The organism is Mesorhizobium sp. WSM3864, from assembly GCF_002294955.1.
Classification (GTDB): domain Bacteria; phylum Pseudomonadota; class Alphaproteobacteria; order Rhizobiales; family Rhizobiaceae; genus Mesorhizobium.
In genome coordinates, this window is the sequence record NZ_NSGD01000001.1 from 253,641 (window position 1) to 276,468 (window position 22,828).

General features: G+C 61.7%; 27 protein-coding genes and 1 tRNA gene. 13 read left to right on the plus strand and 15 right to left on the minus strand.

Annotated features, from left to right (window positions below; translation table 11 throughout):
* Window positions 1–79: 79 nt before the first annotated feature.
* Complete coding sequence (locus CK215_RS01210; protein ID WP_095829864.1) at window positions 80–952, minus strand: ATP-binding protein; 873 nt, start codon at window positions 950–952, stop codon at window positions 80–82.
* A gap of 267 nt (window positions 953–1,219) precedes the next feature.
* On the opposite strand from CK215_RS01210, the gene yajC reads away from it, so the two are divergent.
* The 4 genes from yajC (at window position 1,220) to CK215_RS01230 (ending at window position 5,539) form a co-directional block, all read left to right on the plus strand.
* Window positions 1,220–1,558: a preprotein translocase subunit YajC gene (yajC, locus tag CK215_RS01215; protein ID WP_067000009.1), complete on the plus strand. Its 339-nt coding sequence runs from the start codon at window positions 1,220–1,222 to the stop codon at window positions 1,556–1,558.
* Between the two features lie 55 nt (window positions 1,559–1,613).
* Window positions 1,614–4,169 carry a protein translocase subunit SecDF gene (gene secDF / locus CK215_RS01220; protein ID WP_095829865.1) on the plus strand — a complete coding sequence of 852 codons (2,556 nt, stop codon included), beginning with the start codon at window positions 1,614–1,616 and terminating at the stop codon, window positions 4,167–4,169.
* 126 nt (window positions 4,170–4,295) lie between these two features.
* On the plus strand, window positions 4,296–4,685 hold the full coding sequence (locus tag CK215_RS01225) for an Mth938-like domain-containing protein (protein ID WP_067329577.1): 390 nt from the start codon (window positions 4,296–4,298) through the stop codon (window positions 4,683–4,685).
* 8 nt (window positions 4,686–4,693) lie between these two features.
* Entirely contained in the window at window positions 4,694–5,539 is an 846-nt protein-coding gene (locus CK215_RS01230; protein ID WP_245418578.1) for a phytoene/squalene synthase family protein, read from the plus strand.
* Here CK215_RS01230 and CK215_RS30575 read toward each other — a convergent pair.
* On the minus strand, window positions 5,531–5,833 hold the full coding sequence (locus CK215_RS30575) for a hypothetical protein (protein WP_141245437.1): 303 nt from the start codon (window positions 5,831–5,833) through the stop codon (window positions 5,531–5,533). The two genes, CK215_RS01230 and CK215_RS30575, sit on opposite strands and share 9 nt — an antisense overlap.
* A 6-nt stretch (window positions 5,834–5,839) precedes the next feature.
* Window positions 5,840–6,091, minus strand: coding sequence for a hypothetical protein (locus CK215_RS01235; RefSeq protein WP_095829866.1), 252 nt, complete (start codon window positions 6,089–6,091; stop codon window positions 5,840–5,842).
* A 122-nt stretch (window positions 6,092–6,213) separates the two neighbouring features.
* Here CK215_RS01235 and CK215_RS01240 point away from each other — a divergent pair, with 122 nt between their 5' ends.
* On the plus strand, window positions 6,214–6,777 hold the full coding sequence (locus CK215_RS01240; RefSeq protein WP_210201660.1) for a P63C domain-containing protein: 564 nt from the start codon (window positions 6,214–6,216) through the stop codon (window positions 6,775–6,777).
* 4 nt (window positions 6,778–6,781) lie between these two features.
* On the opposite strand, the gene CK215_RS01245 is transcribed toward CK215_RS01240, so the two are convergent.
* Both CK215_RS01245 and CK215_RS31185 read right to left on the minus strand, forming a co-directional pair.
* Complete coding sequence (locus CK215_RS01245; RefSeq protein ID WP_245418579.1) at window positions 6,782–6,979, minus strand: RNA-binding protein; 198 nt, start codon at window positions 6,977–6,979, stop codon at window positions 6,782–6,784.
* Entirely contained in the window at window positions 6,976–7,221 is a 246-nt protein-coding gene (locus CK215_RS31185) for a hypothetical protein (protein WP_170950182.1), read from the minus strand. Before CK215_RS31185 ends, CK215_RS01245 begins: the two co-directional genes overlap by 4 nt.
* A 151-nt stretch (window positions 7,222–7,372) precedes the next feature.
* On the opposite strand from CK215_RS31185, the gene CK215_RS01250 reads away from it, so the two are divergent.
* Window positions 7,373–7,798, plus strand: coding sequence for a hypothetical protein (locus tag CK215_RS01250; protein WP_095829868.1), 426 nt, complete (start codon window positions 7,373–7,375; stop codon window positions 7,796–7,798).
* Window positions 7,798–8,748 carry a sterol desaturase family protein gene (locus CK215_RS01255; RefSeq protein WP_170950192.1) on the plus strand — a complete coding sequence of 317 codons (951 nt, stop codon included), beginning with the start codon at window positions 7,798–7,800 and terminating at the stop codon, window positions 8,746–8,748. Before CK215_RS01250 ends, CK215_RS01255 begins: the two co-directional genes overlap by 1 nt.
* On the opposite strand, the gene trmFO is transcribed toward CK215_RS01255, so the two are convergent.
* The 3 genes from trmFO to CK215_RS01270 form a co-directional block, all read right to left on the minus strand.
* Window positions 8,749–10,158, minus strand: coding sequence for a methylenetetrahydrofolate--tRNA-(uracil(54)-C(5))-methyltransferase (FADH(2)-oxidizing) TrmFO (trmFO, locus tag CK215_RS01260; RefSeq protein ID WP_095825603.1), 1,410 nt, complete (start codon window positions 10,156–10,158; stop codon window positions 8,749–8,751).
* 348 nt (window positions 10,159–10,506) lie between these two features.
* Complete coding sequence (locus tag CK215_RS01265) at window positions 10,507–10,647, minus strand: DUF1127 domain-containing protein (RefSeq protein WP_067000031.1); 141 nt, start codon at window positions 10,645–10,647, stop codon at window positions 10,507–10,509.
* Between the two features lie 51 nt (window positions 10,648–10,698).
* Window positions 10,699–10,839: a DUF1127 domain-containing protein gene (locus CK215_RS01270; protein ID WP_006335194.1), complete on the minus strand. Its 141-nt coding sequence runs from the start codon at window positions 10,837–10,839 to the stop codon at window positions 10,699–10,701.
* A 234-nt stretch (window positions 10,840–11,073) separates the two neighbouring features.
* On the opposite strand from CK215_RS01270, the gene CK215_RS01275 reads away from it, so the two are divergent.
* Entirely contained in the window at window positions 11,074–12,189 is a 1,116-nt protein-coding gene (locus tag CK215_RS01275) for a DUF2157 domain-containing protein (RefSeq protein ID WP_067000033.1), read from the plus strand.
* The gene (locus CK215_RS01280; RefSeq protein WP_067000036.1) at window positions 12,186–12,767 is read left to right on the plus strand and encodes a GDYXXLXY domain-containing protein; all 582 of its coding nucleotides are present in this window, start codon (window positions 12,186–12,188) and stop codon (window positions 12,765–12,767) included. The genes CK215_RS01275 and CK215_RS01280 overlap by 4 nt, the downstream gene beginning before the upstream one ends.
* A gap of 306 nt (window positions 12,768–13,073) precedes the next feature.
* Here the strand turns inward: CK215_RS01280 and CK215_RS01290 are convergent, their stop codons facing one another.
* Together CK215_RS01290 and CK215_RS01295 are read right to left on the minus strand one after the other, a co-directional pair.
* A complete protein-coding gene (locus CK215_RS01290; RefSeq protein WP_095829871.1) occupies window positions 13,074–13,520 on the minus strand; it encodes a hypothetical protein in 447 nt (148 codons plus the stop codon).
* Between the two features lie 466 nt (window positions 13,521–13,986).
* Window positions 13,987–14,071: transfer RNA gene (locus tag CK215_RS01295), tRNA-Leu, on the minus strand.
* A gap of 342 nt (window positions 14,072–14,413) precedes the next feature.
* Between CK215_RS01295 and tig the strand changes: the two genes are divergently transcribed.
* The 4 genes from tig to CK215_RS01315 all read left to right on the plus strand — a co-directional run bounded on the left by tig (window position 14,414) and on the right by CK215_RS01315 (window position 18,579).
* On the plus strand, window positions 14,414–15,898 hold the full coding sequence (gene tig, locus CK215_RS01300; RefSeq protein ID WP_067329599.1) for a trigger factor: 1,485 nt from the start codon (window positions 14,414–14,416) through the stop codon (window positions 15,896–15,898).
* Window positions 15,899–16,079: 181 nt separating this feature from the next.
* Window positions 16,080–16,604: a hypothetical protein gene (locus tag CK215_RS01305; RefSeq protein WP_245418580.1), complete on the plus strand. Its 525-nt coding sequence runs from the start codon at window positions 16,080–16,082 to the stop codon at window positions 16,602–16,604.
* Between the two features lie 289 nt (window positions 16,605–16,893).
* Complete coding sequence (locus CK215_RS01310; RefSeq protein WP_095829872.1) at window positions 16,894–17,274, plus strand: cytochrome c family protein; 381 nt, start codon at window positions 16,894–16,896, stop codon at window positions 17,272–17,274.
* A 483-nt stretch (window positions 17,275–17,757) separates the two neighbouring features.
* Window positions 17,758–18,579: a DUF2189 domain-containing protein gene (locus tag CK215_RS01315; protein WP_095780725.1), complete on the plus strand. Its 822-nt coding sequence runs from the start codon at window positions 17,758–17,760 to the stop codon at window positions 18,577–18,579.
* A gap of 33 nt (window positions 18,580–18,612) precedes the next feature.
* Here CK215_RS01315 and CK215_RS01320 read toward each other — a convergent pair whose 3' ends face one another.
* The 5 genes from CK215_RS01320 to CK215_RS01340 all read right to left on the minus strand — a co-directional run bounded on the left by CK215_RS01320 (window position 18,613) and on the right by CK215_RS01340 (window position 22,816).
* Window positions 18,613–19,086, minus strand: a complete 474-nt coding sequence (locus CK215_RS01320) for an aminoacyl-tRNA deacylase (protein WP_095811897.1) — start codon at window positions 19,084–19,086, stop codon at window positions 18,613–18,615.
* A 110-nt stretch (window positions 19,087–19,196) separates the two neighbouring features.
* Window positions 19,197–19,589 carry a cytochrome C oxidase subunit IV family protein gene (locus CK215_RS01325; protein WP_082953928.1) on the minus strand — a complete coding sequence of 131 codons (393 nt, stop codon included), beginning with the start codon at window positions 19,587–19,589 and terminating at the stop codon, window positions 19,197–19,199.
* Between the two features lie 26 nt (window positions 19,590–19,615).
* Window positions 19,616–20,335 carry a heme-copper oxidase subunit III family protein gene (locus tag CK215_RS01330; protein ID WP_067000053.1) on the minus strand — a complete coding sequence of 240 codons (720 nt, stop codon included), beginning with the start codon at window positions 20,333–20,335 and terminating at the stop codon, window positions 19,616–19,618.
* A gap of 10 nt (window positions 20,336–20,345) precedes the next feature.
* The gene (locus tag CK215_RS01335) at window positions 20,346–21,050 is read right to left on the minus strand and encodes a cytochrome c oxidase subunit 3 (protein WP_067000057.1); all 705 of its coding nucleotides are present in this window, start codon (window positions 21,048–21,050) and stop codon (window positions 20,346–20,348) included.
* Complete coding sequence (locus tag CK215_RS01340; RefSeq protein ID WP_095779206.1) at window positions 21,047–22,816, minus strand: cbb3-type cytochrome c oxidase subunit I; 1,770 nt, start codon at window positions 22,814–22,816, stop codon at window positions 21,047–21,049. The genes CK215_RS01335 and CK215_RS01340 overlap by 4 nt, the downstream gene beginning before the upstream one ends.
* Window positions 22,817–22,828 lie beyond the last annotated feature (12 nt).

Genomic DNA, 22,828 nt, shown 5'->3' on the forward strand with positions numbered 1-22,828 from the left:
TGACCTCCAGTCCGGCCCGCCGGCTTCAGCCCGCTCCGCCAGGAGCGGGCTTTTTCAGTGCAGCCGGTGATATGGGCTATCAGTCCTTAAGCGGCTTGCCGAGCCGTCCGGCAAGATCCTGGGTGAACTGCCAGGCGACGCGGCCGGAGCGGCTGCCGCGCGTCGTTGCCCATTCCAAGGCTTCCGCGCGCAACGTCTCGGGATCAATCGCGAGGGCATGGTAACGGACATAGCCGTCGATCATGTCGAGATATTCGTCCTGCGAGCATTTGTGGAAGCCGAGCCACAGGCCGAAGCGGTCGGAGAGCGAGACTTTTTCCTCCACCGCTTCCGACGGGTTGATGGCGGTCGAGCGCTCATTGTCGATCATATCGCGCGGCAGCAGGTGCCGACGGTTCGACGTGGCGTAGAAGATGACGTTGGCCGGGCGGCCCTCGACGCCGCCTTCGAGCGCCGCCTTGAGCGACTTGTAGGAAGTGTCGTCATGGTCGAAGGAAAGGTCGTCGCAAAACAGGATGAAGCGGTAGGGCGCCGCCTTCAACAGGCTCATCAGCTTGGGCAGGGTGTCGATGTCCTCGCGATGGATCTCGATCAGCTTCAGGGGCCGGTCAAGCTTGTCCGAAGCATTGACCTTGGCGTGCACGGCCTTGACCAGCGACGACTTGCCCATGCCGCGCGCGCCCCAGAGCAGCACATTGTTGGCGGCGAAGCCGGACGCGAAGCGCTCGGTGTTGTCGAGCAGGATGTCGCGGACCCGGTCGACTCCGCGGATCAGGCCGATGTCGACGCGATTGACCTTGTGGACCGGCTCCAGGCAGCCGGGATCGGCCTGCCAGACGAAGCAATCGGCCACGCCGAGGTCGGTCTCGGGAACCGGTGGCGGGGCGAGACGGGAGACCGCGTCGATCAGGCGGTCGAGCTTTTTGTTCAGGGCATCCAGGCTATCGGTCATTTCCGGTCTTTTTAACTTGGCAATCACGGAACGTGAAACGGATCCGCGGCTGCGCACCAAGAACCAACTGCAAGCTTCTGTTGTAGCACGATCTTTTCGGCCGGCTCCAACCGGCTTCCGGCTGCGACGCTCTAGCACGCGCCAAACGGCTGGAAAAGCAACGGATTCGGCGGGTCGCGCAGTTGCATTGGCAACTTTACCGACTATATTCCGGCCAAAATTTCGCGGGGCCGTCCCGGCGGTATTTCACCATCCAGGAGTTTCTTGATGTTCGTCACACCGGCATACGCCCAAGGCGTCGGCACCTCGCCCGATATGTTCATCAGCATTTTGCCGTTTGTCCTGATTTTCGTGATCATGTATTTTCTGATCATCAGGCCGCAGCGCACGCAGCTGAAGAAGCGCCAGGAAATGCTGGCCGCAGTGCGCCGCGGCGATACGGTGGTGACCGGCGGCGGCTTCGTCGGCAAGGTGACCAAGGTGATCGACGACAATGAGCTGGAGATCGACCTTGGCGGCGGGACCAAGGTGACGGCGCTGCGCTCGACGATCTCCGACGTGCGGGTCAAGGGCGAGCCGGTGGCGAACCAGAACGCGAAGAAGTAATCACCACCTTGATGGCGGAACGCTGCCGCTTGTACGCCTGAACGGATAAGAACGAATGCTTTATTTCTCGCGCCTGAAGATGATCCTGATCTGGCTGGCCGTGGCCGTGACAGTGGTCCTCGCCGCGCCCAACCTGTTTCCTGCAAGCACGCTGGCGCAACTGCCGAGCTGGGTGCCGAAGCGGCAGATGACGCTCGGCCTCGACCTTCAGGGCGGCTCGCACATCCTGCTTGAAATGTATCAGAACGATCTGATCAAGGATAGGATGGAGACGACGCGCGACGAGATCAGGACGCTGCTGCGCGAGGCCAATCCCAAGATCAACTACACCGGCCTTTCCGGTTCCGGCCGCACCGTGCAGGTTCGCATCACGGACCAGGCTCAACTCGACCAGGCCAAAAAAGTCCTAAAGCCGCTGACCGATCCGGTCGCGGCTGGACTGTTCAGCGGCGGCTCCATCCAGGAAATGTCGCTGGATGACTCCGAGCCCGGCCTGCTCAAATTCACGGTCACCGACGCCGGCCTGAAATACCGCACCTCAACGGCTCTGTCGCAGTCGATTGAAGTGGTCGAGCGGCGCGTCAACGAGCTCGGCACGACCGAGCCGATCGTGCAGCGGCAGGGCGACGACCGCATCCTTGTCCAGGTGCCGGGCCTGCAGGATCCGCAGCGGCTGAAGGAGATCCTCGGACAGACCGCCAAGCTGACCTTCCAGATGGTCGACCAGTCGATGCCTGTGCAGGATGCGCTGAAGGGCCGTCCGCCCACGGGCTCTTCCGTCCTCTACTCGCAGGACGATCCGCCCGTCCCCTATCTCATCGAAAACCGCGTCATCGTTTCCGGCGAAAATCTGGTCGACGCGCAGGCGACCTACAATTCGCAGACCAACGAGCCGGTGGTTTCGTTCCGTTTCGATTCCAAGGGAGCGACACGGTTCGGCCAGGCGACGGCGCAGAATGTCGGCAAGCTGTTCGCCATCGTCCTCGACAACCAGGTGATTTCGGCGCCGCAGATCCGTGAGCCGATCCTGGGCGGTACCGGGCAGATTTCCGGCAATTTCACCCCGCAGAGCGCCAATGACCTTGCCGTGCTGCTGCGCGCCGGCGCGCTGCCGGCAACGCTGACGGTCATCGAAGAGCGAACGGTCGGTCCAGGCCTCGGCCAGGATTCCATCCATGCCGGCAAGGTGGCGGGCGTGATCGGTTCGATCCTCGTCGTCGCCTTCATGTTCGTCGCCTACGGCTTCCTCGGCTTCCTCGCCAACATCGCGCTGGCCGTCCACGTGGCGATGATCGTGGCGCTGCTGTCGCTGCTGGGCGCCACGCTCACCTTGCCTGGCATCGCCGGCATCGTGCTCACCATAGGCATGGCGGTGGACTCCAACGTTCTGATCTATGAGCGCATTCGAGAGGAGCGGCGACTTGGCCGCTCGGTGATCCAGTCGATCGACACCGGCTTCGCCAAGGCGCTGGCAACGATCGTCGATTCCAATGTCACGTCGCTGATTGCCACCGTGGTGCTGTTTTGGCTGGGCACAGGACCGGTCAAGGGTTTCGCCATCACCTATGCGATCGGCATTCTGACCACCGTTTTCACCGCCTTCACCTTCACCCGCATGCTGGTGTCGATCTGGCTGCGCCGCGCCCGTCCGAAGGAATTGCCGCGCGCGCCGGTCACCTTCATTCCGCCCGGCACCAGGATCCCATTCATGGGTATCCGCCGCTGGACGTTCGCTTTGTCCAGCATCTTGTCGATCCTGTCAGTTGTCGGGTTCCTCACCATCGACATCAATTACGGCATCGACTTCAAGGGCGGCTCGATGATCGAGGTGCAGTCCAAGCAGGGCGACGCCGATCTCGGTGACATCCGCAACAGGCTCTCTGAGCTCAACATCGGCGAGATCCAGGTGCAGCAGTTCGGCGCGCCGAACGACGTGCTGATCCGCGTCGGCACGCAGGACGCCGGCGAGAATGCCGAGCAGACCGTCATCGACAAGGTGCGCGGCGAACTGCAGGACCAGTATGACTTCCGCCGCGTGGAGGTGGTCGGACCGACGGTCTCCGGCGAGCTCGCCAAGCAAGGCACGATCGCCATGCTCATCGCGCTGGTCGGCATCCTGCTCTATGTGTGGTTCCGCTTCGAGTGGCAGTTCGCCGTCGGCGCCATCATCGCCACGGTGCACGATGTGGTGATGACCATCGGCTTCTTCGTCATAACCGGACTGGAATTCAACCAGTCGTCGCTCGCGGCGATCCTGACCATCATCGGCTACTCACTCAACGACACCATCGTCGTCTATGACCGCGTCCGCGAAGACTTAAGAAAATACAAGAAGATGCCGTTGCCGCAGCTGTTGAACAACGCCATCAACGAGACGCTGTCCAGAACCACGCTGACCTCGGTGACCACCATCCTTGCGCTGTTGGCACTGGTGCTGTTCGGCGGCGAGGTGATCCGCTCCTTCACGCTGGCGATGCTGTTCGGCGTGGTGTTCGGCACCTATTCGTCGATCTTCATCGCCGCGCCGCTGCTGATCCTCTTCAAGCTCAGGCCGCAGGCCGCAACCGCCGAAGAGACCAAGCCGGCGAACGGCAAGGCCGTGGCGACCTGAAGCCGTCAGAGCCGGATGATCTCAGGTCGAGTCGACCTGAGATCAGAATCCGCTCTAAATCAAAGAGATAGAGCATGATGTCGTCCGAAAACCGCTCCACCCTTTTCGGCATCATGCTCTAGCCCCATGGCCAAAGGCATCGTCATCCGAGAGGCGCATTTCCCGGGCAGGGCGCCGGTCGAGGCCTATGGCAATGGCGGGTTCCGCTTTGCCGACATGTCGCATCGAGGCTCGCTGCTGTGCCTGCCGTCCGGTATCCATGGCTGGGAGCCGGCCGATCCGCTGGCGCTAAAAGCTTCGGACTTCGACAAGCTGTTCGCCCAGGCCGACAAGGTAGAAATCCTGCTGGTCGGCACCGGCAAGGATCTGCGGCCGCTGCCGGCTGCACTCCGCTCCGCCCTGAAAGAGGCCGGCATTTCGGCCGACCCGATGTCGACGGGCGCGGCCGTGCGCACCTACAACGTGCTGCTGGCCGAGGACCGTGCCGTTGCCGCAGCGCTCATTGCCGTCGATTGATGGCCGGCATGCCCAACATCGTCATGGATGCGGTGCGTGCCGCAGATCATGATCGCTATCTATGCGCGCTCTACGCGCCCGCCGACAGGCGTGACGCGTTGCTTGCGCTCTATGCCTTCAATGCCGAGGTCGCCGGCGTTCGCGACCGCATCCACGAGCCGCTGCCGGGCGAGGTCCGGCTGCAATGGTGGCGCGATGTCATCTTGGCCGAGGGCGAGGCGGAGACAGGTCATCCTACCGCCGACGCGCTGAGGGCGGCGATCGCCGCCAACCATCTGCCGAAGGCCGCTTTCGAGAACATGCTCGAAGCGCGTATCTTCGATCTCTACAACGATCCGATGCCGTCGCGGACCGACCTGGAGGGTTATTGCGGCGAGACGGCCGCGGCGCTCATCCAGCTTGCGGCGATGGTACTCGATCCGAATGCCGCGCCACGCTTTGCCGAACTGGCGGGCAGGGCGGGCTGCGCGCAGGCCATCACCGGCTTGCTGCTTTTGTTGCCGCTGCACCGTCGCCGTGGACAGTGCTTTATCCCCTCCGATATCCTGGCAGCCGCCGGCTCCTCGCCGGAAGAGTTCGTCAAAGGAGCGGGCGATGCTGCCGCCGAGCGCGCGGTTGCGGCGATGATCGCGCTGGCGCGAGAGCATCTCGGCGCTTTCGAGAAGGGCGCGTCGGCTCTCCCCGCGTCGCTGCGCCCCGCCTTCCTGCCGCTGGCGCTCACGCGTGCGTATCTCGACAGGATGGAAAAGCCGGGTCGGTCTCCACTCGGGGGCACTGCGACCCTCTCAACCTTGCGCCGGCACTGGCTGCTCTTGCGTCATGCCATGCGCGGCTGGGGTAGTGTCTCAGTTTGATTTTTCGGGGCGCTTCAAGATAACGGATAGCTCTTCGCGAATGCCATCTTCTGAGGATGGATCAGGGAATGCGACAACAAAAGCTTTGAGAACAATGTCACCTTCTGGCTTGTCGAGCCATTCAGCCGTGTCTCCCACGTCGAAGTAAACACCGTCTTCCGAGAAGCCGAATGTATCACCTGCCGGCCGGGGCGCTCGCCGCCTAATTGCCGCCGCATGAACATCCCAGGGAAAGGACGTAATACGTTCCAGGCACTCGCGCGTCTCTTTAGTAAGCCTTGCCGTGATGTCCATCACACATCATCCACGCTTCTTGTAAGGCCCACGCTTGCCCGGCTTCGGCGCAACGGCGTCCATCTTCTCGCAAAGATCTTCCATCGACCAGAGCGTCTTGGACACGCAAGCAGCCATTGCCGGCGTCATCTTCAACGTCTTGTGCATTTTGATGAAGTTGTACCAGACAGTGTAGATCGCGACCATGTGGACGTGATTATCGAACTTCTTTGAGAACGCATTGGTTAGGTGCGTGAAGCGACGGTTCGCCACGCGCATGGTGAGATTGGCGCGCTCAATGTGCGACTCGCTGACATGCTCCGGATCGGGATTGCCTTCGACGCGCGTCTTGACCGCACCAGTGCAGACCCGCCGGGCTATAGCGGCGCTCTGGTGACTTGTTGCTTTCCGGCTCGCCGTACTGCTTCGTCAGCATGGCGCAATCCGGCTTCGCGCGCATTGGCATCATCGCGTTAGTCGATGAAGCGACGGGCTACCAGAGAGACAGGGCCAAGGATGCCTTGGCCAAGTTGCTTGAGGCGTGGGTAGCAAAAGAGCTGCAGATTTGGGTTCAGACTTTCCTGAGCGAATTCTATGAACACATGTTTCGTTTGCGCGGTCTGGATTTCGCCCTCGATTCGGTGAAGCGGCCGCAATACTTCGGCCATCTGACAAATGATATCGTCTACAAGCGCCTCGAAGCTGGCGTCTTGAAAGAGCTGAAATGGGTAACCCCTCGCAATGAAGCCGGAAGGCCAACGGCGCGCTACAGCCAAAGCCCCGCGAAGAATATCGGTTACCCCAAGCTGAAAGAGCACCTAGGCGCGGTGGTCGCGTTCATGCGGATCAGCAAGACATGGGATGGCTTCATGAACTTGCTGAACGAACACTACCCAAGAAAGGGCGACACGCTGATGCTGCCCATTGACTACAGACAAGAGAAGGACGACGGGAAAGGGCTTTGAAGCCTCACCGTTTGTTCCATCGTCTTTCAGACGCCTTCTTAGCGATTTCTGCGCGCCGCTCCGGTGACACGTTGGCGGCACGCTTCTTTCCGCCCTTCGAACCAAGCTCTTTGGCGGCGGCGCTCTTGCCGTCATCCGGCTGCACGTCTTCGGTTTCCTCGCCAGTAGCAATCCGCATGATGCGGACTGCATTGCCGATCACGTCGGCGGGTCGCTTTTGGCCTTTAGGTCCGGGTGGGCATCGTGCAGCCTTAACAGTTCTGACTTGGCGTCGGCCAATACCCGCTCCCAATGCGCGATATCGTCCCCCGTCGCAGGCAGGGCATCTGCGGCATAGGCTGCCAACATCGACTCGGCAAGCCGCTTGCTAGACTCGGCGGTGCTTCTCAATAGGGCAAAAACGTCGGGTTGCTCGTCGGCCTGGCTATCCACGCGATGGAGCATACCGAAATTCGAACCCCTATGCGACAACAACGTTTTGCAGCTTCAGACACTACCGAGGCTGGACTCCCCTTTGACGTAAACGTCAACCATGCTAGGGGTTCTCCGCGTGTCGCCTCAAAGAAATGCGAGCCACCGGAGGAGCCGCCTTTCCATGAGCCTGCCAGTCTTGGTCGTCCTTGTCGTGTTCGGCATCGCGCTGTCGGTGGCGGCCGTGCATTTCACCGGCGGCACGATGACCGCGACGCTTGCCGGGGCTGAACACGCGCTCGCACGTTTTGCCGAAGACTTTCCAGACGAAAAGCCTGGGGCGGTCAGGCTGACATCCGACAGGCAAGCCGCCATCCTGGAACTCGACCCGCAGCGCTGCGGCATCGTCCAGAGCATCGGCGACTGTTTCCTAACCCGCATCGTCACGCCGCGGGATGTGCTCGCCCTGGTACGGCAAGGGAATGTCTTGTCGCTGAAAATGGATGATTTCACCTGGAAAGGTGGGCGGTTTGCCTTCGCCGACGAGGCAGACGCGCTGACCGTGGCGGCGGTGCTGCTGAAGCACGATCAGATCCGAGAGGCGGCGTGATGGACGATTACAATTTCCCGCAGGTCACCCAGCTTGCCATCCCGTTCTTCGTCACGGCGATCCTGATCGAGCTCTGGCTGGTACGCACCGGCCGCGCCAAGGGATCGTTCGAGACGCGCGACACGCTGGCCAGCCTGATGATGGGGACGGGCAATGTCGTCGCCGGCCTGCTGCTCGGTGTCGTATCCTACTGGGCGCTGCTGTGGCTCTGGCAATTCCGTTTCTTCAATCTCGGCCTGTCGATCTGGGTGTTTGTCGCCGCCTTCCTGCTCGATGATTTGCGTTACTATGTCTACCACCGCATCGCGCATCGGGTGCGCTGGGTTTGGGCCGAGCACGTCAACCATCATTCCAGCCAGCATTACAATCTCTCGACGGCGCTGCGGCAAAGCTGGACCGGCCTCTTCACCTTCATGTTCGTGCTGCAGGCGCCGCTGGTGCTGCTCGGCTTCCATCCGGCCGTCATTGCCTTCGTCTTCGGCTTCAACCTCGTCTGGCAGTTCTGGATCCACACCGAAACGATCGGCAAGATGTGGGGCTGGTTCGAATTCGTCTTCAACACGCCCTCGCACCACCGCGTCCACCACGCCACCAATCCGCGCTATCTGGACGCCAACTATGCCGGCACGCTGATCATTTGGGACCGCATGTTCGGCACTTTCGTCGCGGAACTGGACGAGGACCGGCCGCGCTACGGCATTGTCAAGAACATCGGCACCTTCAACCCGCTGAAGGTCGCCTTCCATGAATGGATCGGCATGTTCAAGGATGCGATGATGCCGGGACTGACGCTCGGCCGGCGTCTCAGCTATCTGATCCAGCCGCCAGGCTGGAGCCATGACGGCTCGCGCGATACGTCGGAGACGTTGAAGGCGGCCTATGTGCGGAGGAATCCGTCCGAAGCAGGAAAGCCGGGATTGCCGGCGGCGAGCGCCGAGCCGGCGGAGTAGCTATTCCGCTGCCTGCGCCTGCGAAGGCAGGCCCAGCCACACGCGACAATCGGCCAATGCGCGCGCCGTGATCGCGCGGCGCTTGGCAACGGTCTTGTCCTTGCCGCGCAGGCGCTTGCCTTCGGACTTTGGAGCCTCGACCGGCGGGAACAGGCCGAAATTGACGTTCATCGGCTGGAAGGAGCGCTTGCCCGGCTCGTCGTCGGAGACGATGTGGCCGCCGGTAATATGGTTGAGCAGCGCGCCGAAGGCCGTGGTCGACGGCGGCAGTGAGGCCGCCCGGCCGAGCCGTTCGGCCGCGGCGAAGCGGCCGGCGAGCAGGCCGATCGCGGCGCTTTCGACATAGCCTTCGCAACCGGTGATCTGGCCGGCAAAACGCAGGCCGGGGCGCGACTTCAGCTGCAGCGACGGATCGAGCAGCGTCGGCGAGTTGATATAAGTGTTGCGGTGCAGGCCGCCGAGGCGGGCGAATTCGGCATTCTCCAGTCCGGGAATGGTGCGGAAGATGCGGATCTGCTCGGCATGCTTCAGCTTGGTCTGGAAACCGACCATGTTGTAGAGCGTGCCCAGCGCATTGTCCTGGCGAAGCTGCACCACTGCATAGGCTTTGACCGACGGATTGTGGACGTTGGTCAGCCCCATCGGCTTCATCGGCCCGTAGCGCAGCGTCTCGACGCCGCGCTCGGCCATCACCTCGATCGGCAGGCAGCCGTCGAAATAGGGCGTGCCTTCCCACTGCTTGAACTCGGTTTTTTGGCCCTCCAGCAACGCCGCCACGAAGGCGAGATATTGCTCCTTGTCCATCGGGCAGTTGATGTAGTCCTTACCGGTGCCGCCGGGGCCAACTTTGTCGTAGCGCGACTGGTACCAGCAGGTGTTCATGTCGATGGTGTCGAAATGCACGATCGGCGCGATGGCGTCGAAAAAGGCGAGCGCATCGGCGCCGGTTGCTTCGGCAATCGACTGCGCAAGCGAAGGCGCGGTCAGCGGACCGGTGGCGATGATCGCTTGGTCCCAATCCGCCGGCGGAAGTCCAGGCACTTCCTCGCGCTGGATGGCAATCAGGGGATGCGCTTCGATTTTTGCGGTTACTGCCTCGGAAAAACCGTCGCGGTCGACGGCTAAAGCGCCGCCGGCCGGGACTTGGTGCGCGTCGCCGGCGCTCATGATCAGCGAGCCGGCGAGCCGCATTTCGGCATGGAGCAAGCCAACCGCATTGGTCTCGGCGTCGTCCGAGCGGAACGAGTTGGAGCAGACGAGCTCGGCGAGCCCGTCGGTCTTGTGCGCGTCGGTGCCGCGCACCGGGCGCATCTCGTGCAGCACGACCGGCACGCCGGCTTCTGCGATCTGCCATGCGGCTTCGGAGCCGGCGAGGCCGCCGCCGATGACGTGAACGGGATCTTTGCTCATGAGCGCCGAGATAGTCGCTTGGCGCGGCGAATGCAATTGCCGGCTTCGACCGGCCGACTACCTCCAAAACAACAACACCCGCCGGGGGAGGAGGTCCGGCGGGTGTCGTTTTGGGGGTCGATCCTCGGGAGGAGGTGAAGATCGACCATATTCGTCATTGCCGGGGAGGAGGTCGGCTTTGACGAAATTCCTTCCGCCAATTGAAGGGGCGGATCCTTTCGGAGAACAACGCCCGCCGGGGGAGGAGGTCCGGCGGGCGCCGTTTCGGTGGTCAACCTTCGGGAGGAGGTAAAGGCTGACCGTATCCGTCAAGGTCGGGGAGGAGGTCGACCCTGGCGAGATTCCTTATCAAACCGCCTTGCGGGCGATCATCTTGATCTCGTCGCGAACGATGCCGAGATCATTGAGCTGGCGGTTCGAAAGCCGACCCAGCTCAGAAACCGTCTCGCGATAAACGCGCCAGTTACGGTAGCTGCGGATCAGGTTCATTGTCTTGCTCTTCTCAAAAACTGGTTCGGACCATTCGCGGTCCGAAGCGGATTAGACCGCCTTGCGAGCGACGTAGTGGATGTCGCTGCGGCTGATGCCGAGGTCGGTCAGTTCACGGTTCGACAGGCGGCTCAGCTCGGAAACGGTGTCCCGGTAGCGGCGCCAGTTGCGGTAGTTGCGGATCAGGTTCATGGTAGTGCTCGTTTCGTCTTTGGGCTCGGATCATTCCGTTTGTGTACGAACGGAAAATAGGGAGGGTCATATCGGTTTAAAAGTGCCATTGGTGCATGGCAGCAATGCAAATTGTGCAATGCAACATTAACGGCGATTCACGCTTGCGCCATAAGGAAGACCGAATCGGAAAATGCCGTTGCGTCAACGATTTGCGGCGCGAGGTAGTAAAAATGGCCAAGCTCGGGGGAACGGATGGCGGGCTATGCGACGAAGGTGAGGGCCGATATCGCCCGCTGGCGGGCGGCGGGCCTGATCGACGCGCCGACGGCGGACGCATTGACGCGTGACGTTGCCGCCAACGATCGCGCCTCGCTGAGCTTCGGCTCTATCCTGGCGATGATGGCGGCGTTACTGTTCGGTGCCGCGATCCTGATCTTCGTCGCCGCCAACTGGGAAGCCATTCCGCGCCTGGCGCGCGTGACGGCGCTGTTTGCTGTCATCCTCGGCGGCTATGTCGCTGGCGCCGTTCTGAAGACACGCGACCATGCGGCGATCGGTGAGGCGCTATGGATCGTCGCCGCCGCGGCCTTTGGCGGGTCAATCGCGCTGATCGGTCAGATGTATCATCTGTCGGGCGACGAGGCTTCGGCATTGCTGACGTGGTGCGCCGGCACGGCGCTGGCGGCGGTCGCATTGCGCTCGAACCCGCTCACCGTCGCCTCCGTCGGCATCGCCGATGCCTGGCTGTTCCTTAAATGGGGAGGATTTTTCCGCCGGGCCGAGTTCCCGCATCTCTTCGCCGCTATCGTGCTGGTGCTGTTCGCCATTTCATTCTGGACACGCAGCCAGGCGGCGCGGCACGTCATCATCCTTTCGATCGTATTCTATCTCCTGCTGCTGGCGATCGACCACAACACGCTCCAGGTCGCGATTCCGCTCGTGCTCGTCTCGATGCTGCTGTTCGCGGCAGCGATCTTTGTCGCCGAACCCGTCGACAGCGTCGTGCAACTCGGCGGCAGGCTGCCATTGCATGCGCTCATCGGCTTTCTTGCCGGCCTCGCAATGGTCCAGTTCGAACTGGCCGATGAGGCGAGCTACAACAGCGGCTTTGCCATTGCCTCGGCAGCCGCGCTTGCCGGCATCGTCGCGGCGATCATGCTCGGCGGCCGTGAAAGCAGAGGCTTGCGCTGGGTGGCCTATGCCGGCTTTGCCTTCGAGCTCGCCATTATCTATGTGGTGATGTTGCAGTCGATGCTCGACACGGCGGGCTTCTTCCTGTCCGCGGCCGTGCTGCTGGGGATACTGGCGCTGGTCATCATCCGCGTTGAAAAACGAATGAAGACGCCCGCCGGAGGAGCAGCGGCATGAGCGGCAAAAGACTGATCATCGCGGCGCTGGTGACGGCGCTTGTTCAGATCGGCTTGCTGGGCTGGATCATCGCCGGACGCGCGGCGATCCTGCGCAACGGCAAGGAGGTCCTGCTCAAGGTCGAGCCCGTTGACCCGCGCGATCTTCTGCGCGGCGATTACATCTCGCTTGGCTATGACATCTCGCGCATCCCGGTGAAGCTTATCGCTAACATTCCGCCGGGCAAGTTCACCAGCAACGACTCCGAGATCGTCGTCAGGTTGAAGAAGGCTGTGGACGGCTACTGGCAGCCGAGCGCGGCATGGTTCGATCAGGTGCCGGCGCCTGCCGCTTCCGATGAGGCCGACATTGTCGGGCATGTAGCGGATGGCTGGGATCTGCGCTCACCCGAGATGACGATCACGCCGGAATACGGGATCGAGCGTTTCTACCTGCCGGAGGGCAAGGGGATGGCGATCCAGAACGACATGCGCGTGAGGCCGTTCGGCGTCAAGCTGGCGCTCTCCGCCAATGGCAAGGCGCAGATCAAGGCGCTCATGGACGGCGACAAGACGCTGTTCGAGGAGCCGCTTTATTAGTGTGTTCGGGCCTGGGCGTCAGCGCGACGGTCCGCGTTAACGACGGTCCTGGTTATGGCCGGACATCGCCCGTCTCGGCGATGATTTTGGGATAGGGACCGATCGATGTCGTATAGCTGAAGTCCGCTACGCCTTTCTCCTGCTTGTGTGTCGAGGGGCTGCGCACAATCCAGTCGTAGATGCCTGAGACCTTGCAGCGATCGTTGGCGCAGCTGACCGCAATGCTGTCATTGCGGACGTTGTATCCGCGTTCAGGCCATCGCTGGTAATAGCTCCTCTTGTCCTCAATGATCGAACTTAGGTTCGTCAACTTGCCATGATAGTCGACCGTGGGAGCGTAGGACGCCCGAGCCTGAGCAAGAGCGAAATCGTTGTTATCGCCATGATGCTCGATGAGATCCCTGACGAAGGCGACCGCAACGCTTTCCGGCTGTTGCCTGGCGTCGGGCGCAGGAGTTCGCTGGCCGACAGGTACCGTATGTCATGCTTGTCATAGCTCGAAGCCAATTCCATCAGCTTGGGATCCGCTCCCATCTCGACCACATAGGATATGATTGCGGCCGTGCCGAACTGGAAACGGGCCTCCGCGTCTTCATTTGACATCCCGTCAGCCGGTTTGAGGGACGGCCGATGAACGCCGATGGAACCTGGTTCGGCAACGCGGTGGACGCCGCCCAGGAAGGCCAGTGAGCAGGCTGAAGCGCACTGCAATTGGCGAAGCTGAAGAGTATCCAAACCCGCCGCCCGGATCATTCGCTCCCCAAGCGAATCGCACTGCCGACGTTGCCGCCGCGGGAGTTGAATACGATCATCCTGGCCCTGCTGCTCGCAACCGCGTTGCTGAAGGCGTTCAGGGGTTCATTGGCGCCAAACTCACCGGATACAAGAAGAATTGGCTGCTGGCCCGGAGAGGAAACCGAAGTGTACTCCAAGGCCTCAACGTGACATGTCGCTGCCGCGACAGCCGACCCAACCGCCAGAACCAGAGAAACTACGCGCACAACCTGACAGAGCCCCAACCTGCCTGTTGCTGCGACTAAGAACCTGTTGACGCGCTATTTCAAGGGAATTGCACACGAAAAAGCGGGTTGTCTGCTCGAGCCTTTGCGTGCGCCGCCAGGAGTTGATGGCTCCGATCCTTCCTGCCAAAGGTTCGGAGGACACCCTTCGCTCTGACGACCATGGGGTGGCCTACCACCAGAAGCTCGCAGGCGAAGGGTGGTGCGGATGAAGGGACTCGAACCCCCACGCCTTTCGGCACTGGAACCTAAATCCAGGGCGTCTACCAATTCCGCCACATCCGCGTTCCCCGGCAATCCCATGTAGCCATCATTCTGTCAATGTCGGGGTCCAAGTCACCGTCATTCTCGTAATCGCGAAGATGGTTGAAAATTAGCCTAGCCTGTGACAAAAGGCGTGTCGAATGTGACGGGACGCGACTATCCGCTTCTGCCGAATGTAAGAAGAAGTAGGAAAAACAAAGACTTCTTCACATTTTGGAAGCGCAGTTCAGGAGAGTTTGAGCCGCATTGGCGGTCAAATCACCAGGTTCCGTACCAAAGCCATTTCCGGCAAGAATATACCGGCAGGCTGTAAACGGCTAAGGACCGTTTGGCAGCCTCGTTGGTGAAAACAAAGGTTTTAGGATGCAGGTCACCGAAACGCTCAACTCCGGTCTCAAGCGCGAGATCAAGATCACCGTGCCGGCCGGTGACATGGAAGCCAAGCTGATGGCGCGGCTGAACGACGCCCGCGGCAAGGTGCGGATCAACGGTTTCCGCCCGGGCAAGGTACCGGTGCAGCACCTGCGCAAGATGTACGGCAAGTCGTTCATGGCCGAGGTGGTCAACGAGATCCTCAACGACTCGACCCGCTCGATCATCTCGGGCCGCGGCGAAAAGGCCGCCATGCAGCCTGAAGTCATCATGACCGAGGACGAGAAGGAGGCGGAGAAGATCCTGGCCGGCGGCGCCGACTTCGAGTTCCGCCTCAATTACGAGGTCATCCCGGCCATCGAGGTCAAGGATTTCTCCGACATCAAGGTGACGCGTCAGGTCTACGACGTGCCGGAATCGGAGGTCGACGACCAGGTGAAGCGGGTCGCTGAATCGGCTCGCAGCTACGAGCCCAAGGAGGGCAAGGCCGCCGAAGGCGATCGCGTGAGCATCGATTATGTCGGCAAGATCGGCGGCGAGGCGTTCGCCGGCGGCGCCGGCACCGACCAGCCGCTGGTGCTGGGCTCGAAAGAGTTCATCCCGGGCTTCGAGGACCAACTGGTCGGCACCAAGGCGGGCGATGAGAAGCAGGTCACGGTGACCTTCCCGGAGAACTACCAGGCAGCGCATCTGGCCGGCAAGGAAGCCACCTTCGACGTCACCGTCAAGGAAGTCGCCAAGCCCGGCGCGCTTGAGATCAATGACGAGACGGCCAAGAACCTTGGCCTGGAATCGCTGGAGCGCCTGCGCGAGATCGTGCGCGGCCAGATCGAGAACCAGTTCGGTTCCATGACCCGCCAGAAGGTGAAGCGCCAGCTGCTCGACCAGCTCGATGCCGCCTATTCCTTCGAGGCACCGTCGAAGCTCGTCGAGGCCGAGTTCAACAACATCTGGGCGCAGGTCAACCGCGACCTCGAAGCCGCCGGCCGTACCTTTGCCGACGAAGAAACGACGGAGGAAGAGGCGCGCGCCGAATATATGCGCCTGGCCGAACGTCGCGTGCGTCTCGGCTTGGTTCTTGCCGAGATCGGCGAGAAGGCCGGGGTCACCGTGTCGGACGATGAACTGCAGCGCGGCCTGTTCGAGCAGGTTCGCCGCTTCCCGGCCAACCAGCAGCAGGAAGCTTTCGAGTTCTACCGCAGCAACCCCGAGGCGATTAATTCGCTCCGCGCGCCGATGTTCGAGGAAAAGGTCGTCGACTATTTGCTGGGCCAGATTTCGGTCGAGGACGTGAAGGTCAGCAAGGAAGAGCTGATGGCGGACGACGAGGAGGCCGAGAGCGCCAGCAAGGCGAAGCCGGCGAAGAAGGCTTCCTCCAAGAAAGCCGAGGCCAAGGCCGGCGAAGCAGCCGGTGAGGCGGAAGAGCCCAAGAAGAAGGCCGCGCCGAAGAAGAAGGCCGCCAAGGACGCCGAGTAAAACCGGCGGCGATAAGCTGATTTCGCAAGGCCGCCCACGAGGCGGCCTTTTTCGTTCATGTCCTCTGTTGTTGCTGCGGGGCAACACCACCCGTTTCAGATGAATGCACGCTGCTGGCGATACCGAACATTGATGATTATCTGCTCGATATCACATTGCGCAGGGTCGTTTGGAGGCGTCGGTGGGTGTGGCATTCAAGATGAGGAGCGTGGTGGTTACCGCAGCGCTCTTGCTTGCCGCGGCCGGCGCCGCAGATGCCGGACCCGATCTCGGCAACTGGCGCGTCGACGCCGGCAACGACGGCCAGGTGACTGCGTCGCTATACGCCACCAACAAGCTGATCACCGGCGGCGGCGCGCTGGGCTACAGTCCGGTGCTGACGCTGGCTTGTCGACCGGGCGGCGAACCGCGTTGGAGCGAATGGCTGCAACTCAACGATTCAGTCTCCGCCAGCCGCAAGATCACCATGTCGGTCATGGTCGATGGCGGCGGCAAGTTCGATGAAAGCTGGTCTGTCGGCCCACGCGGTAAAATGCTGGTCAGGGACGGAGCCGATGGCATCAAGCGGCTGGTTTCGGCGAGCCGTCTGTTACTGTCATGGCGTTTCGGCCTGCTGTCGGGACGCGGCGAGGCCGACTTCCAACTCGCCGGACTGTCCGAGGCGATCGGACAGATGGCTGCAAGCTGCAATACCGATCCGCCGTGACTCTCAGCACACGGCCTAAGGCGCCTCGCGAGGAAACGGACCCAGGCGACGCGCTTTAGGTCCGTGCTATGATGCATGTCGTTCTGTCAGAACCGCTGCGCAGCTTGGGCAACATGCACCTTCGCACAAACTGGCGTTTCTACCCATCGGCTTGATACTGTGGTATGTAGATGCCGCAATTCCATAGGTGGGACCACGGATATTCCGCTCTACCGTGCAGGCCGCCCCAGCGCAGCTGGCGTGGTGCGGATCGTCCGGCGCAAATGACGATCGATCAGGGAGGAATGCCATGCGCGCAATCGCACTTTTCGTCGCCTCGTCGGCCACGATCTTCCTTGCAAGCCCATCGCGGGCGCAGGATGCAGCCGCAGGCGAGAAGGTCTTCACCAAGTGCAAGGTCTGCCACATTGCCGACCAGGACCAGAACAAGGTCGGCCCGTCTCTGCACGGCGTCATCGGGCGCACCGCGGGCACGCATCCCGGTTTCACTTATTCCCCGGCCATGATCGAGGCCGGAAAATCCGGCATCAAATGGGATGAGCCCACGCTGACGAAGTATCTTCACGACCCCAGGGGAATGCTCAAAGGGACGAAGATGGTGTTTCCCGGCCTCAAGAACGATCAGGACGTAGCCAACGTCATTGCTTACCTGAAACAGTTTTCGAAGTAAGCGGGCCCTTCCAGGCCCGTCGGTGGCGCCGGCTCGCTCCGACCGAGGGCGGCCGGCATGACGCTGCTGAAGTGTGGCCGCCGGCGCCGTCATGCAGGCAGCGCAAAGAATCCCAGCACCAGCAGAATGGCTATGCCGAGGCCGAGTATGAGAAGCGTTCGCGTGTCCATGACGTTCGCCTTCGACCAGGCGCATGACCCGGAAAACAGGGAAAGGATCACGGGCCAATCAAAGTGATCCAGCCTCCTTGCGCGTCCCGGAGGCGCTGCGTTGTAGCTGTATAAGAATACCGCAAAAAAACCTCTGGAACCAGCGTGCAGCTCTGGCCGGCCACCGCACCCTCGTTCCAATGAAAAGAGACAAACCGGGCGCAATGGAGTATGTTGGCTGCCGGTGCAGGTCGCGGTTTTGCGTGGCCAACCATGCAGAGCGGTAGCACCGCGAATCCGCGACCTTGCCGGACCCTGGTCTGGAGGAATGGTCATGGCAAGCTTTCACGTCATTGCAGGCGCTAGCGAAACGCTCGAGCATACCAGAGTGAGAAAGATCGGCCTTTCCGATCTTTTCGACGCGCTCAGGCGCGGTGTCGACGATTTCATGGTGAAACCCTCGCATATCGTGTTTCTGTGCATGATCTATCCGCTCGTCGGCGTGGTGCTTGCTACCTGGACATCGGGAGCGAACGCGCTGCCACTGCTGTTTCCGCTGGTGTCCGGTTTTGCGCTGATCGGCCCATTCGCGGCGATCGGTCTTTACGAGATCAGCCGCAGACGGGAAGCCGGGCTCGATGCATCCTGGCGCCATGCCTTCGAGGTCAGGAACTCCCCGGCGCTGCCGGCCATCGCCGCGGTCGGGATCATGCTGTTCGCGATCTTCATCGCCTGGCTTTTGACCGCCAAAATTTTCTACGAGCAGCTGTTCGGTCCCGCGCCCCCGGCATCGCTGTCCAGTTTCATCGCTGACATATTCGCCACCGGGCGCGGTTGGACCCTGATCGTGCTGGGTCACGCCATCGGATTCGTCTTCGCCGTGGTCGTGTTGTGCACCACCGTGGTGGCTTTTCCGCTGCTGCTTGATCGCGATGTCGGCGCCTACGAAGCCATTCACACTTCCGTACGCGTAGTGCTGGCGAACCCCATCGTAATGGCCGTCTGGGGACTGATCGTCGCCGTTGGGCTGATCGTCGGCTCACTGCCGGTGTTCGCAGGGCTGGCGGTTGTGCTGCCAGTCCTCGGCCATGCCACCTGGCACGTGTATCGCAAGGTCGTGGAAGCGCCGGCCGCCCCAAGACCGGCGAACTCGTAGACCTGTCGAGCACGGGCGGGAGTGCCGGTGCTCTCACAGGGCCGGGTGGCTGAAGCGTGCCCGACGCGCGCCTGTGGTCAGGTCGCGGAAATCCTTGCCGCTGACATGCACAAGGGTCTTGTGGTCGCCGCCCTCGAAATAGATCTCGGCGGCATCGCCGAGGCTTTCGTCCAAAATGACCGGCACATCATAGGCCGCGCCGATCGGTGGCACGGCGCCGATATCGCAATCATCGAAGAGCGAGACCACCTCGTCTTCGGAAGCGAGCCCGAGGCGCTTGTCCATGACGTCCTGGAGCTTGGCGAGTTCGATCCTGTGGGTGCTTGGGACCACGGCCAGCGCATAGCCGAGCTCGTGGTGAACGACCACGGACTTGGCCATCATGCTGCCGGGCACGTGGGCGGCAATGGCGGCCTGCCTGCTGGTTGCAGTCCGATGATGCGCGACGGTGTCGTACGGGATTCCCTTGCCGTCTATGAAATTCCTCAGTCTGTTCGCTATCGTCATTTCCGCGTCCTTTGCTTGAGTTCACGACGCATATCAAAACCAAACCGCCGGTTGTTTCGAGGCACCGGCCATTTCGGGCTGATTAGGCTGCGGTTTATCCAAACCGCGCGTCAGGGGCCGGGCCCGAAAAACGCGATGCGGGTCAGCAGCGTATAGTCGGCCTCGAAGACCATCATCGCCACGAAGACCAGCACCAATATCGGCGGCAGGATGATCGCATACATCATCGCCAGCCGTTCCCAGGCCATGTGCATGAAGACGGCCACGATCAGTCCTGCCTTGAGCATCATGAAGATCAGGATCAGCGACCATCTGAGATAGCCGTGCAGGCCGAAATAGTCGACCATATAGGAGCAGGCGCTGAGTATGAACAGCCACACCCAGACCACCAGATAGAGCCTGATCGGGTGTTCCTGGTGCGTGTCCGATTTGCCGGCGGTCGCTGCATCGTGGGTGGAGTGCAGCGCCTGTTGTCCGAGACCGTTTGCGGTTGCTTCAGCCATTTCGTCCTCTCAGCAAAGCCTGCCTCTCACCAAAGATAGAAGAAGGCGAAGATGAACACCCAGACCAGGTCGACGAAGTGCCAGTAGAGTCCCATGATCTCGACATTCTCGTAGTGGCCCCGGCGACTGGTGAAAAACCCTGGACGCCCGATGTCGTAATCGCCGCGCCAGACTTTTCGCGCCACGATGATCAGGAAGATGACCCCGATCGTGACGTGCGTGCCGTGGAAGCCGGTGATCATGAAAAAGCATGAGCCGAATTGCGCGGCTCCCCAGGGATTGCCCCAGGGCCGCACTCCTTCGGTGATGAGCTTGGTCCATTCGAAGGCCTGCATGCCGACGAAGGTTGCGCCGAGCGCGGCGGTCAAAAGCATCAGGATCGCGGTTTTGCGGCGATCGCGGCGGTAGCCGAAATTGACCGCCATGGCCATGGTGCCGCTGCTGGAGATCAGCACGAAGGTCATGATGGCGATCAGGATCAGCGGGACCTCCGACCCGCCGATGTGCAGCGCGAAGACCTTGCTTGGGTTGGGCCACGGCACGCGCGTCGACATGCGGGCGGTCATGTAGGAGAGCAGGAAGCAGCCGAAGATGAAGGTGTCGCTGAGCAGGAAGATCCACATCATGGCCTTGCCCCAGGACACGTTCTTGAACGCGCGCTGATCCGAGGCCCAGTCGGCGGCAATCCCGCGCCAGCCCTGGGGGCGATCCAACTGGCTGCTATCCGTCAGTGTCGTCTCGGCCATCGCCAGTCTCCTAGGTCAGCAGCCGTTGGCAAATGCTCACGAATGTCGCCGCCCAGCCGGCCAGGACGGCGAAGATGCCGAGCCAGACGAAAAGCAGGAAATGCCAGTACATCGCGCAGAGCTCGATCCCGAGGCGAAGCCGCTGCGGCCGGGCGCCCGTCCAGGCGCCGATGCTCGTCCTGCCAAGGCCGACCAGCCCGCCCAGTATGTGCAGGCCGTGCATGGCGGTGATCAGATAGAAGAAGCTGTTGGCCGGGTTGGAGTCCAGCAGGTAGCCGTCATCGGTCAGCTGCCGCCACGCGATCAGTTGGCCGATCAGGAAGGCGAGGGCGGTCAGCCCGGCCGTCGCAAGACCGAGCCTGACCATGTCCGTCTGGCCTCTGCGCGCCGCGATCACGGCGCATTGCAGCGCGACGCTGCTCAGCACCAGCACGCCGGTGTTCAGCCAGAGCAGCCGCGGCAGCGGCAGAGGCCGCCAGTCCGGCAGACCCATGCGCATGAAATAGGCGCTGGTGAACAGCGAAAACAGACAGCCGACGACCGCGAGGAAGACACCGAGGCCGATCTTGGCGGTGGGCAGGGCCGATCGCTCGAGGCCGACGAAATCCCCGGCCAAGCCTTGCTCGAGCCACGGCTTCGCGGTCAGCCGCTGGTGCGAAAGCCACCATCCGGCAAAGCCGGCGATCACCAGCAGGAAGACCAGGATGACGCTCATGCCGGCTCCCTCGATGGGATGAAGGAGCCCGGCACGTTCTGCGGGATGAAATCCTCCTTCGCGCCCGGCACGCTATAGTCATAGGCCCAACGATAGACGATCGGCAGTTCCTTGCCGAAATTGCCGTGCGCCGGCGGCGTCTGCGGCGTCTGCCACTCGAGCGTCGTTGCCCGCCACGGATTGCCGCCAGCGTCACGGCCGTGACGGATGCTCCAGATCAGGTTGAACAGGAACACCATCTGGGCGAAGCCGACCAAGAAGGCCATGATGCTGATGAACGAATTCAGATGATGGGCCGACTCCGTCATGATCGTCATGTCTGTCAGTTCGGCGTAGCGGCGCGGTACACCAATCAGGCCGATATAGTGCATGGGGAAGAAGATCAGGTAGGCGCCGAGGAAGGTGACCCAGAAGTGAAACTGGCCGAGCGCCTCGTCCAGCATCCGTCCGGTGACCTTCGGATACCAGTGATAGATCGCGCCGAAGATCACCAGGATCGGGGCGACACCCATCACCATGTGGAAATGGGCAACGACGAACATCGTGTCCGACAGGGGAACGTCGACGACGACATTGCCGAGGAACAGCCCCGTCAACCCGCCATTGACGAAGGTGACGATGAAGGCGAGCGCGAAAAGCATTGGTATGGAGAGATGGATGTCGCCGCGCCACAGGGTCAGCACCCAGTTATAGACCTTGATGGCGGTCGGAACGGCTATGATCAACGTCGTCGTGGCGAAGAAGAAGCCGAAATAAGGGTGCATGCCGCTGACATACATGTGGTGCGCCCAGACCACGAAGCTCAGCGCGCCGATGGCGATGATCGCCCAGACCATCATTCGGTAGCCGAAGATGTTCTTGCGCGCGTGCGTGCTGATGAGGTCGGACACGATGCCGAAGGCCGGCAGGGCCACGATGTAGACTTCCGGATGGCCGAAGAACCAGAACAGATGCTGAAACAGGATCGGGCTGCCGCCACTGTGCTGCAACTGTTGGCCCATCTCGACGATCGCCGGCATGAAGAAGGAGGTGCCGAGCGCGCGGTCGAGCAGCATCATCACACAAGCAACGAACAGCGCCGGGAAGGCGAGCAGAGCCATGACGGTGGCGGTGAAGATGCCCCATACGGTGAGCGGCAGGCGCATCAAGGTCATACCCCGCGTGCGGCCCTGCAGCACCGTCACAACATAGTTCAAGCCACCCATGGTGAAGCCGATGATGAACAGGATGAGCGAAGAGAGCATCAGGATGATGCCCCAGTCCTGGCCACCGGGCGTGCCGGTCATGATCGCCTGCGGCGGGTAGAGCGTCCAGCCGGCGCCGGTCGGTCCGCCGGGCGCAAAGAAGCTTGCGACGAGAACGAGCACCGCCAACAGGTAGACCCAGTAGCTCAGCATGTTGACATAGGGGAAGACCATGTCGCGGGCGCCGACCATCAGCGGGATGAGATAGTTGCCGAAGCCGCCGAGGAAGAGTGCGGTGAGCAGGTAGATCACCATGATCATGCCGTGCATGGTGATGAACTGGTAGTAGGCCTCCGGAGTAATGAAATCGAACGTGCCGGGGAAGCCGAGCTGCAGGCGCATCAGCCAGGACAGGAACAGCGCTACAAAGCCGATCGCCGTTGCCGTTGCCGAATACTGGATCGCTATGACCTTGGCGTCCTGCGAGAAGACGTATTTCGTCCACCAACTGTGCGGATGGTACAGTTCCATTTCCCCGACTTCGGCGGGGGGAACGGCATCTGCGGGTGTGACGTCGACCATGGGAGCACCTCC